Genomic DNA, 15,024 nt, shown 5'->3' with positions numbered 1-15,024 from the left:
AATGATTTCCATGGTCTATTCGCCTCTTGAGGCCGCTTCGCCGCTCGTGCGAAGCGGTTCTTCCGCCCTGATTTGGATGAAGCCGGCTGGGAGGCTTGATCGGCGAATGGGGGCTTGCGAACCCGACAGTGCCTGTATGGGACAGAAGCAGGGTTCTCACGCGCCAAAGTGGCCGTATAGAAAATCCGGCAATTGTCGCCGTGGATTTTTTCAAGCAAGTTAGAAGTTGTCAGTCTGCCGCCCGGAATTTTGACGCAAGCTCCTGGCCAGCAATGTACCCGAACGTCAGTGCTGGACCAAGATTTATTCCTCCTGACGGATAATAGCCACCCATGATACTGGACATGTCGGCACCCACGACGAACAGCTTTGGAATTGCGGCTCCATCCGTGTCCAGGGCAGCGGCCTTAGCGTCTGTCTTCAAGCCCAAGAAGGTACCAAAGCTACCAGGAAGAACCTTAACTGCGTAATAGGGTCCTCTCCCGATTGGCGCGACACAAGGATTCGGCTTTACATCGGGATCACCACCCTTGCGATTAAAGGCTGTGCTTCCGCGCTCGAATAGCGGATCTTCGCCCTTTGCTGCATGTTTGTTGTAAAACTTGACAGTTGCCTCTAGTTCTGCAGCTGAAATCCCACAAGCATGCGCCAACTCTGCTATCGATCTTCCCATCTTGATATACCCCGAATTGACGAACGGTTTGACGGGCAAAGGAGATGGCCGGGATGCGCCGAGGCCATAGCGACGTTGAAAGGCGTGATCACAGATCAGCCACGAGGCTATCTCCTCGCCGGGCGGCGTGGCTTTGATCATCGCGGTAACGTAGTCATAGTATCCATGCGCCTCGTTTACGAAGCGGCGACCGTTCGCGAGCACAGCGATGAGACCGGGCTTGGCGCGATCGATGATGTGCGGAAAGCGGCCGTCAGTTCCATCAGAATAAGGCACGAGTGAAACGGGACACCAGGCCGCCGGCGATGCTATCGACGCGTCAACAAATCCACCAACCGCTTCCGCCAAACGTAGACCATCGCCAGATGCTGATTGGGGCGCGACCGACCAGTGCCTCACCGGCGTAGAAAACTTGTTCGCGACTTCTGACCAACGTTCTTCATCGTGCGGAAATCCGCCTGTCGCCAATACAGTCCCGAAGCGAGCCAAGATGCGCAATGGACCGTTCTCAGTATCTACGGCTGCTCCGCACACTGAATGGCCGTCGAAGATCAGTTCTTTGGCGCTAGTCGAAACTCTGATGTCCACATCGAGGCGTTCGGCCGATAATGCAAGCCGAGCGATCAATGCATTGCCGTTCGCGAGCTGGGTTGCCCGCCGGTACAGGAAAAGGTCAAAGAAATGTCGCCCAACGCGTTTGATGACGTGGGCGAGCGATTTTATCGAGCGAGTCATCGTGAGGAAGGCTTTCAAATCGTCGCCCGCCATGATCGGCATCCCCATAAACGAGGTCTCTCTCATCGGCCGCCGCAGCTTGTTGAAGAGGTCCCCCAGTGCACGGCCGCTGATCGGAGCTGCACATAGCTGATGCCCGCCTAAAGCCGCGCCTTCGGTCCAGCCATGCATATCGGGAATCCCGTTCCCATCGACAAACTGGAGGGCTGTCTTTGTATGAAAGAATTCCGCCATTTCCGGAGCCGCGTCCAGGAATGCTTTCACTTTTACCGGTTCGAAATAAGGCTCAGTCTCGTGACGCAAATATGTGAATGGACCATCGGGAGCGTCATTGTACCCGGCCTTCCGAGCAAAGAGATTGCCCGGCGCCCAAATCCATCCGCCCGACCAGGCGGTCGCTCCGCCGAAGACCGGCTCCTTTTCAACGACGATGACCTTCAAGCCATGCCATGCGGCAGTTACCGCCGCCGACAGACCACCGGCACCGGAGCCAATAACCAGAACATCGCAATCAACGGTGCGAAGCTTTGCGGCCTGGCCTTGACGACGTACAGTGTCATTTAGGACGGACGTTTCCATTATTGTGCGACCCACATTGATGCTTGGTGAAAGATTTTACGGCTTCGGAGGCGAACACCTTTCGCAAGGGCGATGGACGTGAAGCTCGAACCTGCGCCATTGATGATTGCCCCGCAGGCTTGTTCCCAAGCTTCATGCGCGTAGTTCACCATCGTCCCTTCGTAATCGGTCTGTTGTAAATCGACCGCCATGCGAAGATGCTTCGAACGTTCGGAGTAACGGCGTTATATATCTGCCAGCGCGTGGGTTTCATGGATAACAGGGTCTCTCTCGGTCGGTTGAGGTTTGGTCCGCCCAATATAAGGATCGGCTTGAGCATAGTGGTCACAGCGACTTAGCAATTGCCGCTGCTCGCTGCGCAAAGTAATCGCGTGACCTGTCTGCGGCGGATTGCATCCGATCGCTGATCGTCCAGGCAAGCTGATTCGCAACGGGGGTCTCGATGACCAACTGCGTATCGTCGGGTAAAGCATCAAGGTATTCGGACAGCGGGATCGCTCCGTCCCCGAGAGCCAGTCTGTCGCCGCGAGCTTCTGCCGGAAGGTTGTCAATTCCCGGCGAAACCTTCCTTGCATCGGAGAGTTGAGCATAGGCAATCCGGTTTGACGGAATGGATGCAAGATCGTCGGCTGTTCCGGCGCCGCGGTAATGGTGAAGAACGTCGACGATCAAGCCGGCGTTAGGTCGACCGGCGCTTTCCACTAGGTCAAGAGCATCTCGCCACGTCGCGACATCCCGATAGAGCATGTACTCGACGCCCACGTGCAGGCCATATTCGGCGGCTTGGTCGCAAAGACCACCGAACAAGTCCTCTCGTTCACTCTTGGTTAGAAACGTGCTGTCCTTCGACAACTGCGTTCCGATCGCCGAGATATGCGTTGCGCCAACCTCCGCGCCTGTTTCCAGGGCCTTTCTGAATCTGGCTAAATCCGCTGACGGCGAAAGAACGAAAGCCTCAACATCGAACACCCGCATGGCATTGCTTTTGAGCGCCGACTTCAGATCCCTCACCGCCTCCGGCTTCCCCAGAATCTCGAACTCGAGCGGTTGAGGCGTGGCGGTCATCAACAACAATCCGACGGCACCAAAACCGGCGGACGCTGCTGCCTCGACAAAGCGGATGGGGTCCGCTCTCCCGATGGTCAAGTTGGCAACCGAAACTTGTCTCACATCGATATGTTGCTGCATTTCACTTCCTCAGGCAGTTTCGGCTGCGCGTGCGACTAGCGGTACTTGAAGCCGGTGTTTTCAGACCACCAGTTCAAGATCTTATCCCGCTCCTTGAGTGCGGCGGCCAAATCCAGTTCGATCAGCTTCGTGGAGTTGATATCCGGTAGACCTTTTGGCGACGCAATGCCGACCCTCATCGGGTAGACGCCTGCTTCGGCGAAGGCTGTTTGCATCTCTTGGCTGAGCGCAAACTCGGCGAGAAGGCGGGCAGCATTCGGATGCGGCGCGTTCTTGTTGATGCCGATCGCGTTGAACTGGGCAACGGCCCCGCTTGCGGGAACCAGGAGATCAACCGGCGCGCCCTTGGCGAGCACGCCGGAGACGGCGGTGGTGATATTGAAGAAATCGAGCGGGCGTTCGCCAGTTTGCAGTTTCGTCGCCATGACACCCATCGATGGGTTCAGCTCTGCCTTGGTCTTGCGCAATCCTCTGAGGATTTCGCCGCCCTTTTCTGGTCCAAACTTCTGATAGATGCTGGCGATCGTGGCAAAGGTGGCCGACGATGAAGCCGGATTGGTTGTCGCGATCAGCCCCTCCCACTCCGCAGGAGGATTGGCAAAGTCGGTCCAGTCGGCCGGCTTGGCAACCGTTCCGAGAGCCTCCCGATTGAACGCAAACAGGATCAGATTTCCATTGCCGCGGACGTAGGATCCGCCCGCAGGTACCGCCAGTTTGGAGAGATTGGCGCCCTCCGTCGTTTTGAAGTCTGCGAGAAAGCCCGCCTGCTGAGCCGTGATGACCGTATCTTCTGCTTGATACATGATATCCATCAGAGGCCTGCCGGAGCTATTCTCCGACACAAAACGATTGTAGATTTGCCAGCCGTCGCCCGTCGCGGACGTCACCCGGATTTTGGGGTATTTCGCGCTGAAGTTCTTGAGAAGGATCGGAACGACGAACGGATCGCCATAGACGGCCAGTTCAGCTTCCTTCTCGGCGGCTGCAATCAAGGCATCGTCAGCCGCATGGGCGGTTCCGACACCTGCCAGGCCTATTGATAGCGCAAGTCCTGCTGCTGCCAGCGACATGAGTCTGCGTCTGCTCTTATTATGATCCATCACGGTTCCTCCCTTGGATGGTTCGACGGTTCACTGTCGGCCCGACCCCACTCGACCTCGAGACGTTGCCTGGCAATTGGTTGCTATGGATGATCTGGCAGCAGATGAATCTGCTGCGGCGCAATCGTTAAGGAGATGCGGGCGCCGGTAGAGAAGCGCTGGTGTCCAGGTGTCACGACAATCTGTCGCCCAATGGGTGTGTCGACGTGCAGCTCGCGGCGGTCCCCAACGAATACAGCCTCCAGCACGGTCGCAGGTAGACCGATGCGGTCGCCTTCAGCGGCTCCGATCTGCCAGGATTCGGGGCGTATCATGCAAAGCGCTTCATCGTCCCTGCTTTGACGAACGATGTCACCCTTGGCGATCAAGTGATCTGAGTTCGCCGCATAAACAGCCGTCTGGTCAGCCTCGCCTCTGAGCGTCACCGGAAAGAGGTTCGCCTTCCCGAGGAACTCGGCGACGTAGCGTGCCGCCGGGCGGAAGTAGAGATCTTCCGGAGATCCCTGTTGCTCTACCTTACCTTTGTTGAACAGGAAGATTTCGTCCGCGAGCGACATGGCCTCCTCCTGGTCGTGTGTAACGAACAGGATCGTAGCGCCAATTCGCTGCTGTAACTGACGAATCTCGTTGCGCATTTCGACCCGCAGCCGCGCGTCGAGGTTGCTCAAAGGTTCATCCATCAAGATGAGCCGCGGATTTCCTACAAGGCATCGCGCTATCGATACGCGCTGTTGCTGTCCACCGGAAAGCTTCATTGCGCTTTTGTCGGCCTGCTCCGAAAGCCCAACGATCGCCAGGGTCTCCTGGACGCGCCTCTCAATTTGCTCTTTCGGAACTTTTTGTGCCCTGAGAGGCATTCCGACATTGCCCCTGACGGTCAGATGCGGCCAGACCGCATAAGATTGAAAGACCATGCCGAGCCGACGCTTTTCCGGCGGCAGATCGATCCCGCGAGCTGACGAGAAAACAGGTTCATCCTCGATCCTGATCTCGCCGCCATTCGGGTTCTCCAGACCAGCGATGCAGCGCAACGTCGTCGTCTTGCCGCAACCGCTGGCGCCAAGCATGACGGAAATCTTGCCAGATTGAAACGTGACGCTGAGGTCATCGATTGCCCGAAACGCGCCGAAGCTTTTCACCATTTGCCGGACTTGTACGCTCATGGCTTCCTCCAAAGTCAGATAGGGTTAAACAGCAGTCGCATGGCGCTGGCGTGTGAAGGCGGTGACCAACCACATCACCCCGGCGCCCAGGACCAGCTGCAGCAGCGAAAGGGACGCAACCTGCGAGAACTCTCCCACAGCCCAGGTATCGAAGCTGAGGATCGAAAGCGTTCTCGTATTCGCCGTGTAGAGCGGCAGCACCATCGAGAGCTCAGAGATGTAGATGCTGTAGACCATGACCCAGCTTGAAATGATCGCGGGCAAGACAAGTGGCAGGGTGATCCGTCGGACCGTACTCAGCCAACCGAAACCCGAGACCCGCGCGCTTTCCTCCAGTTCGGGATGGATCTGCATCAAGCTGCTGGTGACAGCCCGCACAGCATAGCTGACATACCGCCCAATGAGACCGATGATGATGATCCAGATGGTGCCGTAAACGCTCCAAGGCGTCCAAAGCCAGAAGAAGCTGACCCCCAGGGCGAAAGCCAGGCTCGGGATAGACATCGGCAACAAGACGATGAACTGAAGGATTTCCCTGCCGGCTATCCGTGTGCGAACGGTAATCCAGGACACCGCGAAGCCGAGCACCGTAGTCGCCGTGGCCGCAATGATCGTGATTACAACGCTGTTCCAAAGCGTGGAGCGAACATCCTCGGAGGTCCAGAGAAAGGTGACATTAGCCCAAGTGAAGGTGCCCGACCACGTGAAGGTCGAAAATGCGGCGGCAGCGATGATGATGACCGGGCCGATGACCGTAAGGACCAGATAAAGCCAGATCACGGCCGCGACGAGGTAGCGGCCACTGGCCAGGGTGATGATGCGCGGCCTGAAACCCTTGCCGGTAACCGTGACGAATGAACGTCCTTTGAGAGCCCAGCCTTGCAGAAGGTTGGCGATCACAGAAAGGACCATCAGATAAATTGCCAGTACCGCGACGATGCCGAAGTTCGGTGGGAAATGCTGCAGCTCGGTGTAGATCCGCGTCGTGACCATGTAGATTTCCTTGGTCATACCAAGGAGTACCGGTGTTCCGAACAAACCGATGCAGATGACGAAGGAGAGCACGGCCCCGGAGAGAATGGATGGTGCGACGACGGGCAGCGTGATCAATAGCATGGTACGGACGCGGTTGAGACCGGAGATCTGCGCGGCCTCTTCCAGGCTTGGATCCATATTTCGAAGTGCTGCAGCCACAATCATCATCACGTAGGGCGCGATGTAGATCGCTGTCGTCCAGATGATGCCCAGATAGGTATAGATGTCGACGAGTTCGCCGCCACCCAAGCCGCGGAACGTGAGGTTGAGTAGCCCCACACGAGGAGCCCCGATCAGGACCCAGGCAAATGCTCCGATGAAAGGTGGGATGAAGATCGGTAATGTTGCAAGCTGCTCAAGGAGGCGCGCCCAAGGAACATTCGTCCTCACAAGGCACCAAGCGAGAATAACGCCGATAGCGGTTGCCAAGAGCATAGCGCCGATCGATATGACCACGGTATTCCACATTGCCGCCCAGTAGCTTGGCTCCCCCAGTACCGCAGAGACTGCGTTTAAGGTTAGGACGACGCGGCTGTTTTCTGTGTCGACAAAGCCGCGAACAACCAGCGACGCAATCGGCATCACGGTGAAGATGACCAGCACCAGGTAGAAGACCGTCAGCCACAGGCGCCCTGTCAGCGTTCTGCGTGAGAGGAAGCGGCGAACGTTCGACCGTTCGCTCACGCAGATCCCATGAGGTATGTTCACATTGGCTTTCGACACTTGCTCCTCCCAGGGTATTGGTCGACATGGCAGCGATAGTGATCATCACCACCTCAAGATCGACGTCTCGGCTTCAGTACGTCGCGCGCCCTCCTGTCAGGTCGAAGGTGAAACCTGTGGTAAAACTGCAGTCCGGACTTGCGGCAAACGCGACCATCGCCGCGACTTCCTCTCCAGTCACGAAGCGGCCCATCGGTATTTTTCCTTGGATTGCCGTGATGAACTCGGGAGTCATCTCTTGAAGCAACTCGGTCTCGGCCATCGTGGGAGCGACGCAATTGACGAGCACTCCCGTCTTGGCGAGTTCCTTGGCAATCGACTTTGTGTAGGCGATCACGCCGCCTTTTGCGGCTGCATAAGCACTTCCGCCTGCATTGCCTTCTTTGCCAGCGATCGACGCTATATTGATGATTCTGCCGTAACCTCGGTCGATCATGTGAGGGATCGCGCTGCGGCAGCAATAAAAGACCCCGTCCAGGTCAATCGCCAAAACGCGTTTCCAGTCCTCCACAGGATATTCGCAGGTGTTGGCAATGGGGCCGTTGACACCCGCGTTGTTGACCAAAATGTCGACGTGCCCCAGCGCCTCGACGGTGCTGCGAAACGCTTTGTCGACCGCATCCATGTCGGCGACGTCCACGATTTGCTTCATCGCCGGCGTGAAGCCAGCCTGCATCTCATCAAACCTCGAAAAGTCGATATCCCACAGTGCGACTCGGCACCCGTCGTCGGCCAGACGTTTGGCGATCGCTAGCCCTAGACCCTTCGCTGCACCAGTGACGATCGCAACCTGATAGTTTGCAGATGCGGCCAAGTGATCCATCGAACTCCTCCGAAATTCCGCATTCGCTCCCGTTGGAAGCGCTTCCATGAGACATTTATTCATTTTCGCCTCCTCGTCAAGAAAATATTGGAAGCGCTTCCACATATTTGCTATTGGGATTGGGGCGCGATGGGTTTTTCGATTCCAGCACTCTCGATATTTGGAGGCCTAGTTGGACAGCACGGTTCGCTTGTCAGACGTCGCTAAACGGGCAGCGGTCGGCGTTGGCACGGTTTCGCGAGTTTTGAACGGTTCGGCAAATGTTTCGGCCGCAACGCGACAAAAGGTTTTGGACGCAATCGCGGAACTTGGCTACGTTCCCAATCTGGTAGCGCGGAGTTTGGCAGCCAATCGAACGGGTTTGATCGCCGCCATCATCCCGGTGATTGGTTACACCCAGCATTCTGAAGTGATCCAGGGCATGACCGATGTCCTGCATGCGCATGGCATGAATTTGATGATCGGCGCATCGGGGTATTCGGATCAGGTCGAACTGCAGGTCATCGAAGCCTTTCTGGCTCGCAGGCCCGATGCCATCTATGTCACAGGGGTCCGTCATACGGAGGCCGTACGCTCTACCTTGCAGCGATCAGGAATCCCCGTGGTAGAAGGGAGCAATCTGACGGATCGTCCGATCGACACGGTCGTCGGATACTCCAATTTCAATGCGAGTGTCGATCTGACGAGGCTGCTCATTGATCGTGGCTATCGCCGCCTCTGGCACGTGACTGTTACCAGGGATTTTAACGACCGTATCGATGACCGCTTGGCGGGCTTTCGTTGGGTGACCTCTACGGAAACTGAACTCACAGCGGATGTCATCCGCTGTGAAAATAGTTTTGATGGCGGAGCGGAGGCAGTTCGGCTGGCTATGGCATCCAACATCAGGGTTGAAGCCATGACTTTCGCCACTGATGTCATGGCCGTTGGAGGTTTGTTGGAGTGCCAGCGGCGAGGCATCAATGTTCCAGCACAGCTTGCGATTGCCGGTTTTGACGACCTCACGATCGCCGCCTCGATAAATCCGTCACTGACCACCATAAAAGTCGATCGGGTAGACCTTGGTCGGAAGGCTGCAGAGATTATCGTCAATCGGCTTCAGGGCAACGACCAAACCTCTCGGATCGTCGACGTCGGATTCCAAGTGGTGGAGCGAGAAAGTACGAGGCGCCTTTGATCGAGCCGCTGCAGCGAAGGCCCAACCCAAGCTTCGCATTTCGCCGGAGGTTTCCCCATTGTATCTGAGCGCAAGGGCTTGCCAGTGCGACATGTACCCCCATATGTTGCCGGATGAGCTTTTGTTACGTCCAGACTGAATCTGCTTAACGAATGGTGGGGTTGAATTGTGATACGTGCAAAACGCTCTTTGATTTCCAGAGGATAGAGAGGGGCTCGCCCGAATGCTGCAATGAAAAGGTAGCATCGTAGGAACAAAGACATTGACAATTTCGCGATACTTCTTCTGCCGCGGCCGAAGTGCTGCTTCGTTGATTTTTAAAAAAGCCGGTCAACCACGATTTCCGCGAGGTTAAAGCACCGGATTGACTGGACTGTTTCCGTGTGTTCAAGGATAGGCCTACGAATATTTAAGGAATGAACCATGGTTGAACGCATCGAGATCAATGGCTTGAAGGTAGCGAAGGAACTCCACGACTTCGTGGCCAATGAAGCTATCCCGGGTACCGAAATCGATGCGGCGCAATTCTGGTCTGGCTTCGCACAGATCGTCGAAGATCTGGCTCAAAAAAACCGCGCACTCCTGCAAAAACGCGATGCCTTTCAGCAGAAGCTGGACGATTTTTATAAGAGCAAGCGCGACAGCGGCTACAGCCAAGAAGAATACGAAGCCTTCCTGAGGGGGATCGGCTACCTGCTGCCAGAAGGAGCAGCCTTCGCCGTTTCAACCAGCAATGTCGATCCTGAAATTGCTGTAGTTGCTGGTCCGCAGCTTGTCGTTCCCGTCATGAATGCTCGCTATGCGCTCAATGCCGCCAATGCGCGCTGGGGTTCGCTATATGATGCATTGTATGGAACGGATGCCATTTCGGATGACGGTGGCGCCGAAAAAGGCAAGGCGTTCAATCCCATTCGCGGTGCCAAGGTCATCGCTTGGGCCAAGGCGTTTCTCGATGACAGCGCGCCGCTGGATGGTGCAAACTGGGCCGACGTTTCCACCTTGAGTATCAATAATGGGACGCTCGCGCTCGAGGCGAGTGGCAAACCTGTCTCGCTCAAGGATAAAGGACAGTTTGCCGGTTATCGCGGTGCCGCGACTGCTCCGACCGCAATTCTTCTCATAAAGAATGGCCTGCATGTCGAGATCGTCATCAATGCCGATCATCCGATTGGCAGGACAGATCCCGCACATATTGCCGATGTTCTGCTGGAATCGGCTCTGACGACGATTCAGGATTGCGAGGATTCCGTTGCTGCAGTCGATGCTGAAGACAAGGTTGTCGTCTACCGCAACTGGCTCGGCCTGATGAATGGCGATCTCGAAGATTCATTCGAGAAGGGCGGCAATACGGTTACGCGCAAACTCAATGCAGATAGGGAGTACACAGGCAAGGACGGCAACTCTCTGACCGTACCAGGACGCTCGCTGATGCTGGTGCGCAATGTCGGCCATCTGATGACCAATCCTGCCATCCTCGACAGGGAGGGCAACGAAGTTCCCGAAGGTATTATGGACGCGGCGATTACAGCTTTGGCAGCGCTCCACGACATAGGACCAGACGGTCGCCATATGAATTCCCGCGCCGGATCCATGTATGTGGTCAAGCCAAAAATGCATGGTCCGGAAGAGGTAGCATTCGCTTCCGAGCTGTTTGGTAGGGTCGAGAGACTGCTTGGCATGCAGCCGAATACCATGAAGATGGGAATCATGGATGAGGAACGACGCACCACGGTTAACTTGAAAGAATCCATACGTGCTGCGAAGGAACGCGTCGTCTTCATCAATACAGGGTTCCTCGACCGCACGGGTGATGAAATTCACACTTCGATGGAAGCCGGTCCCATGATCCGCAAGGGCGACATGAAACAGGCCGCCTGGATTGGCGCGTATGAGGACTGGAACGTCGATGTCGGTCTTGAGTGCGGACTTTCAGGTCGTGCGCAGATCGGCAAGGGCATGTGGGCCATGCCGGACCTGATGGCAGCGATGCTTGAGCAGAAGATCGCGCATCCGAAAGCCGGTGCCAACACCGCCTGGGTACCATCGCCGACCGCTGCGACGCTCCATGCAACGCACTACCACAAGGTCAATGTCGCCGAGGTTCAAGCCGGTTTGAAAAAGCGTGGACGCGCCAAGCTCAGCGATATTCTGTCGGTACCCGTCATCTCCCGCCCCAACTGGACGCCGGAAGATATTCAGCGCGAACTCGATAACAATGCGCAAGGGATTCTTGGCTATGTCGTGCGTTGGGTCGACCAAGGCGTCGGCTGTTCAAAGGTGCCGGATATCAACAATGTCGGCTTGATGGAAGACCGCGCAACGCTTCGTATCTCCGCGCAGCATATCGCCAATTGGCTGCATCATGGCGTGGCGAGCGAGGCACAAGTGCTTGAGACGTTGAAGCGAATGGCAGCGGTCGTCGACAAGCAGAACGCTCACGATCCACTTTATCACCCGATGGCCGTTGATTTCGACGGTTCAATTGCTTTTCAAGCGGCCTGCGACCTCGTTTTCAAAGGCCGCGAACAGCCAAACGGCTATACGGAGCCGGTATTGCATCGCCGTAGGCTCGAGCTGAAGGCAAAGCAGACTATCTGACGTATTTTTGTCCAGCGCTAGAATAGCGAGCTCCATCTTTGGCGGGTTGTTGAATTCCTTGGTTCGACCCGGCTCCCATGAGCTCCGCGTCTGCGCTCGGAATTGCGCGGTTGCAGTGATTGCACATCCCAACCCACATTTCGTCCCACCGTATGATGGAAAGCCTGGCGACCGTCGGCGCTCAGCCGAAGGCGGTTATGACCGACGCGACCTATTTGGAGACACACCGCACGGCCTGAAGCTACGCGGTATAGATGGATGCAAACGCTTGATCGGCCGAACGAAAGCCGGCATGAACACGAAATTGCACACCTACACCGCCGCTGCTGCCTTATTGAATACTCTGCCCAAGGCAGAATGGCTCGTCGCCGACAGGGCTATGATGCTGACTGGCTCAGAGAGATGCCCTGAAAGACAAGGGCATCAAACCTCGTATCCCGAGGCGAAAGTCCCGGGCAAAGCCAATCAAATATGACAAGTGCAGATACAAACGTCGTAACCGAAATCATGTTCGGTAGGCTCAAGGATCGGCGATGCGTCGCTACCCGTTACGACAGATGTTCAACCGTCTTTCTATCTGCCGTCGCTCTCGCGGCAACTGTGCTCTTCTGGTTGTGAGTCCTGAGCCTAAGGATTTGGCGGCCTCCGAGAAAGAAAGGCATTCCAAAATGAGCGCCCGACGTGAAACAGTTGATGCGTTTATTTGGCAGCGACGATTTAAATGTATGGCTGAGGCTAAACTTGGATGTGGTCCAATTTCCCTTGGCGCATCAGCGTAGATGCAATCTGTGACCGATCCAACCGACGCATGAACTCAGCGAACCACGGCCGCTCTGGGAAATCGGTTGCAAAGAACCCGGCTCAGCAAGACCAAGGAAATGCTGATTAGGCGCTCTTTTTCAGATAGTCGTGGAAGATGTTGGCTTCTTTCGCTGCACCAATAAAGGCCGAGCGCGCATCCGCAGCGCTCGCTTTCCCTTCGAGGGCGTCAAAGCACAGCTGGCGGGCAATCTTTAATTTGGGTCCGTCATGTATCGGCCATTTCATAAGCAGAAACTCGGCTGCTTGCGTGACGGAACAGATATTCATCGGCTTGCCCAAGCGGGCGGCTTCGATGGTAACTGGCGGGAATGAATTGATCATGCGCTAAAACCGTTCCTGTGAAATTCCGGTTCCACGCCGCTTCGCAAGATAGTGCCCGAGTTTCTTCACGCACATATGACGCGAAGAAAGATCGATCGCGTTATTCCGCTGCGCCCGCGACGATGGTCCTCTCTGCTGTCACAAAAGGCCGGATTTCACTTACGGCCTGGGTGATCCGTGCATTGATGTGTGCGGTTGCAATTTCATAGTCCAGAAAGTCGCGATCTACAGCAAAAACACCGCTCGGCAATGTGTGTGCCATGAAGAAGCCGAAGAGCGGGCGCAGCTGGTGTTCAAGAATCAGCGCGTGCCGGTCGCTCCCTCCCGTGGCGGTCAGGACAATGGGCTTGCCCTGCAGGGCCAGCGGATCGAGTAAATCGATGAGGTGCTTGAAAAGCCCCGTGTAGCTGCCCTTGTAGGTTGGGGTGCCGACCACAAGAACGTCAGCCGCCAGAATTTTCTCAACAATTTGCGTTGAGGAAGCATCAAGATCATTGGTGTAGCGGGCCGCGCCAAGGCTGTCACCGAAATCAACCAGATCGAAAACTTCAGACGCAAGCCCATATTGATGACTGATTCGACTGACCACGTTAGCGACAAGTGATCTTGTTTTTGATGGGCGCTGGAAGTTGCCGGAAAGACCGACGACAGTCGGATTGGCCATGGGAGGATCCCTTTTAAACAAAACAGCGCACATGCCGCCGCGCAGGAAGACTAACAAGAGCCGTGAGATAAAGAAGAAAACCAAGCCCGAACTTCGACGCTATCCGGACAAAATATTCTCAATCAGGGTATTCTTGTGGGACGACACGAGCGTTACTGATCGCTCGCCTCAAAGCGAGTGGAACCGATGGCACATGGCGGGATTGCACGGAGACCGGTTGTAGGCCGCAAGTTGTCGCCCACTTGTCAATGTTGTTATGGTGGCAGTGCCTGGACATGGGAAGTCGAACTTAGGCCGTGGGTCGAGACATTTTAAACATTAGACGGACTGACGAGATCTGGCGCGCCAGACCATCACCGACAGCATCGACAGAAGCTCACAGCAAATCCGAATGATGTCGCTGGGCCACATCTGGATGTGAACGCAATCGTCCCTTAAGATAGTTACGGCCAACCTCGCGGAACAATGGATTTGTCGCATCAGTGTCGATACCCTCGGTCTCGTCAGCCAATCCTGCTGGAAGGTCCAATAAAGGGACGTCGGCATTGAGGTCTGCACCGAAGAAGAAGGCGACCGAAAGTCGGTCCTTTCCGGATGGAGGCGTCACCACACGATGCACAGTTGCCTTGAGATATCCATTGGATGCCAATTCCAGGATTTCACCAATATTGATGATGAAAGTGCCCGGAACGGGGGTGGCGTTGATCCACCGACCATCTGTCTCAACCTGCAAACCCCCTTGGCTGCCTTGCAAGAGGAGTGTCAGAAATCCGCTGTCCTTGTGTGCGCCGACGCCCTGGTCGCTGCCAGCTGCCTCGCGGCCCGGGTATCGAATAACTTTTAAATGCTGGTTCGGGGCGTCTCGATAGATAGGAGCAAAGACATCCTTGTCCTGCCCCAACGCCAAGGCAAATGCTTGCAGAAGCTCGATCGCGATACGCGTCAGCTCGTTTTGCCATTCGAGAACGATGGGTTTGAAATCCGGCAAGGAGCCTGGCCACTGGTTTGGACCCTGCAAGCGCAACCATGGCTTGCCAACTGGAAGATGGGCTACAGCTTCCCGTTCCGCACCGATATCGAACTGCTCCCGCCAGTCCGCCTGGCCTTTGGTGCGCTCCCAACCGGCACGGGTGTAGCCTCTGAAGTGCGGGGAGCGCACCATCTCCACCGCGAGCTTATCCTTCTCAGGCAACGCGAAGAATCGTCGCGCGATTGTCGCGATTTTCTCCTCGAGCGCGGAGGATACTCCGTGATTGCTCAGGTAGAAAAAACCAAATGTACGCGCAGCCGCCCGCAAATCTTCAAAGAAACCATTTTGCTTGTCAGGGTCGCGGAATCTCGAAAAGTCCAATGTCGGCAAGGTCGCCTCGGAAGAGTTGTGGTCCACAAAAAATCCTCCTCGTCGGTTTCTGGAATGACTATC

At 55.9% G+C, this 15,024-nt stretch carries 12 protein-coding genes and 1 pseudogene; 3 read left to right on the top strand and 10 right to left on the bottom strand.

Annotated features, from left to right (window positions below; translation table 11 throughout):
* Positions 1 to 229: 229 nt before the first annotated feature.
* The 7 genes from N8E88_RS03510 to N8E88_RS03485 all read right to left on the bottom strand — a co-directional run bounded on the left by N8E88_RS03510 (position 230) and on the right by N8E88_RS03485 (position 8,019).
* The gene (locus N8E88_RS03510) at positions 230 to 1,987 is read right to left on the bottom strand and encodes an FAD-dependent oxidoreductase (RefSeq protein WP_262290687.1); all 1,758 of its coding nucleotides are present in this window, start codon (positions 1,985 to 1,987) and stop codon (positions 230 to 232) included.
* Positions 1,987 to 2,178, bottom strand: coding sequence for a type II 3-dehydroquinate dehydratase (locus tag N8E88_RS31675; RefSeq protein WP_410010509.1), 192 nt, complete (start codon positions 2,176 to 2,178; stop codon positions 1,987 to 1,989). Before N8E88_RS31675 ends, N8E88_RS03510 begins: the two co-directional genes overlap by 1 nt.
* A 133-nt stretch (positions 2,179 to 2,311) precedes the next feature.
* Positions 2,312 to 3,175, bottom strand: coding sequence for a sugar phosphate isomerase/epimerase family protein (locus N8E88_RS03505; protein ID WP_262290686.1), 864 nt, complete (start codon positions 3,173 to 3,175; stop codon positions 2,312 to 2,314).
* 35 nt (positions 3,176 to 3,210) lie between these two features.
* Positions 3,211 to 4,275: an ABC transporter substrate-binding protein gene (locus tag N8E88_RS03500; RefSeq protein ID WP_262290685.1), complete on the bottom strand. Its 1,065-nt coding sequence runs from the start codon at positions 4,273 to 4,275 to the stop codon at positions 3,211 to 3,213.
* An 83-nt stretch (positions 4,276 to 4,358) separates the two neighbouring features.
* Positions 4,359 to 5,438 carry an ABC transporter ATP-binding protein gene (locus tag N8E88_RS03495; RefSeq protein WP_262290684.1) on the bottom strand — a complete coding sequence of 360 codons (1,080 nt, stop codon included), beginning with the start codon at positions 5,436 to 5,438 and terminating at the stop codon, positions 4,359 to 4,361.
* A 24-nt stretch (positions 5,439 to 5,462) separates the two neighbouring features.
* A complete protein-coding gene (locus N8E88_RS03490; protein ID WP_262290683.1) occupies positions 5,463 to 7,196 on the bottom strand; it encodes an ABC transporter permease in 1,734 nt (577 codons plus the stop codon).
* 73 nt (positions 7,197 to 7,269) lie between these two features.
* On the bottom strand, positions 7,270 to 8,019 hold the full coding sequence (locus tag N8E88_RS03485) for an SDR family NAD(P)-dependent oxidoreductase (protein WP_262290682.1): 750 nt from the start codon (positions 8,017 to 8,019) through the stop codon (positions 7,270 to 7,272).
* A gap of 172 nt (positions 8,020 to 8,191) precedes the next feature.
* Here N8E88_RS03485 and N8E88_RS03480 point away from each other — a divergent pair, with 172 nt between their 5' ends.
* From N8E88_RS03480 to N8E88_RS03470, 3 genes and pseudogenes are all read left to right on the top strand, one after another.
* A complete protein-coding gene (locus N8E88_RS03480) occupies positions 8,192 to 9,196 on the top strand; it encodes a LacI family DNA-binding transcriptional regulator (protein ID WP_262290681.1) in 1,005 nt (334 codons plus the stop codon).
* A 423-nt stretch (positions 9,197 to 9,619) separates the two neighbouring features.
* Positions 9,620 to 11,794, top strand: coding sequence for a malate synthase G (locus tag N8E88_RS03475; protein WP_262290680.1), 2,175 nt, complete (start codon positions 9,620 to 9,622; stop codon positions 11,792 to 11,794).
* Between the two features lie 149 nt (positions 11,795 to 11,943).
* Positions 11,944 to 12,412 (top strand): annotated as a pseudogene (locus N8E88_RS03470) (transposase); the annotation flags it as partial.
* Between the two features lie 267 nt (positions 12,413 to 12,679).
* Here N8E88_RS03470 and N8E88_RS03465 read toward each other — a convergent pair.
* From N8E88_RS03465 to N8E88_RS03455, 3 genes are all read right to left on the bottom strand, one after another.
* The gene (locus tag N8E88_RS03465) at positions 12,680 to 12,937 is read right to left on the bottom strand and encodes a DUF982 domain-containing protein (RefSeq protein ID WP_262290679.1); all 258 of its coding nucleotides are present in this window, start codon (positions 12,935 to 12,937) and stop codon (positions 12,680 to 12,682) included.
* Positions 12,938 to 13,037: 100 nt separating this feature from the next.
* Positions 13,038 to 13,601 (bottom strand): FMN reductase, encoded by a 564-nt coding sequence (gene msuE, locus N8E88_RS03460; RefSeq protein WP_262291079.1) that lies wholly within the window; start codon positions 13,599 to 13,601, stop codon positions 13,038 to 13,040.
* 376 nt (positions 13,602 to 13,977) lie between these two features.
* Positions 13,978 to 14,988, bottom strand: a complete 1,011-nt coding sequence (locus N8E88_RS03455; protein WP_410010508.1) for an isopenicillin N synthase family dioxygenase — start codon at positions 14,986 to 14,988, stop codon at positions 13,978 to 13,980.
* Positions 14,989 to 15,024 lie beyond the last annotated feature (36 nt).

Source organism: Phyllobacterium zundukense (genome assembly GCF_025452195.1).
Taxonomy (GTDB): domain Bacteria; phylum Pseudomonadota; class Alphaproteobacteria; order Rhizobiales; family Rhizobiaceae; genus Phyllobacterium; species Phyllobacterium zundukense_A.
Note: the sequence above shows the minus strand (reverse complement) of the source record. Positions and strands in the feature narration are given on the sequence as shown.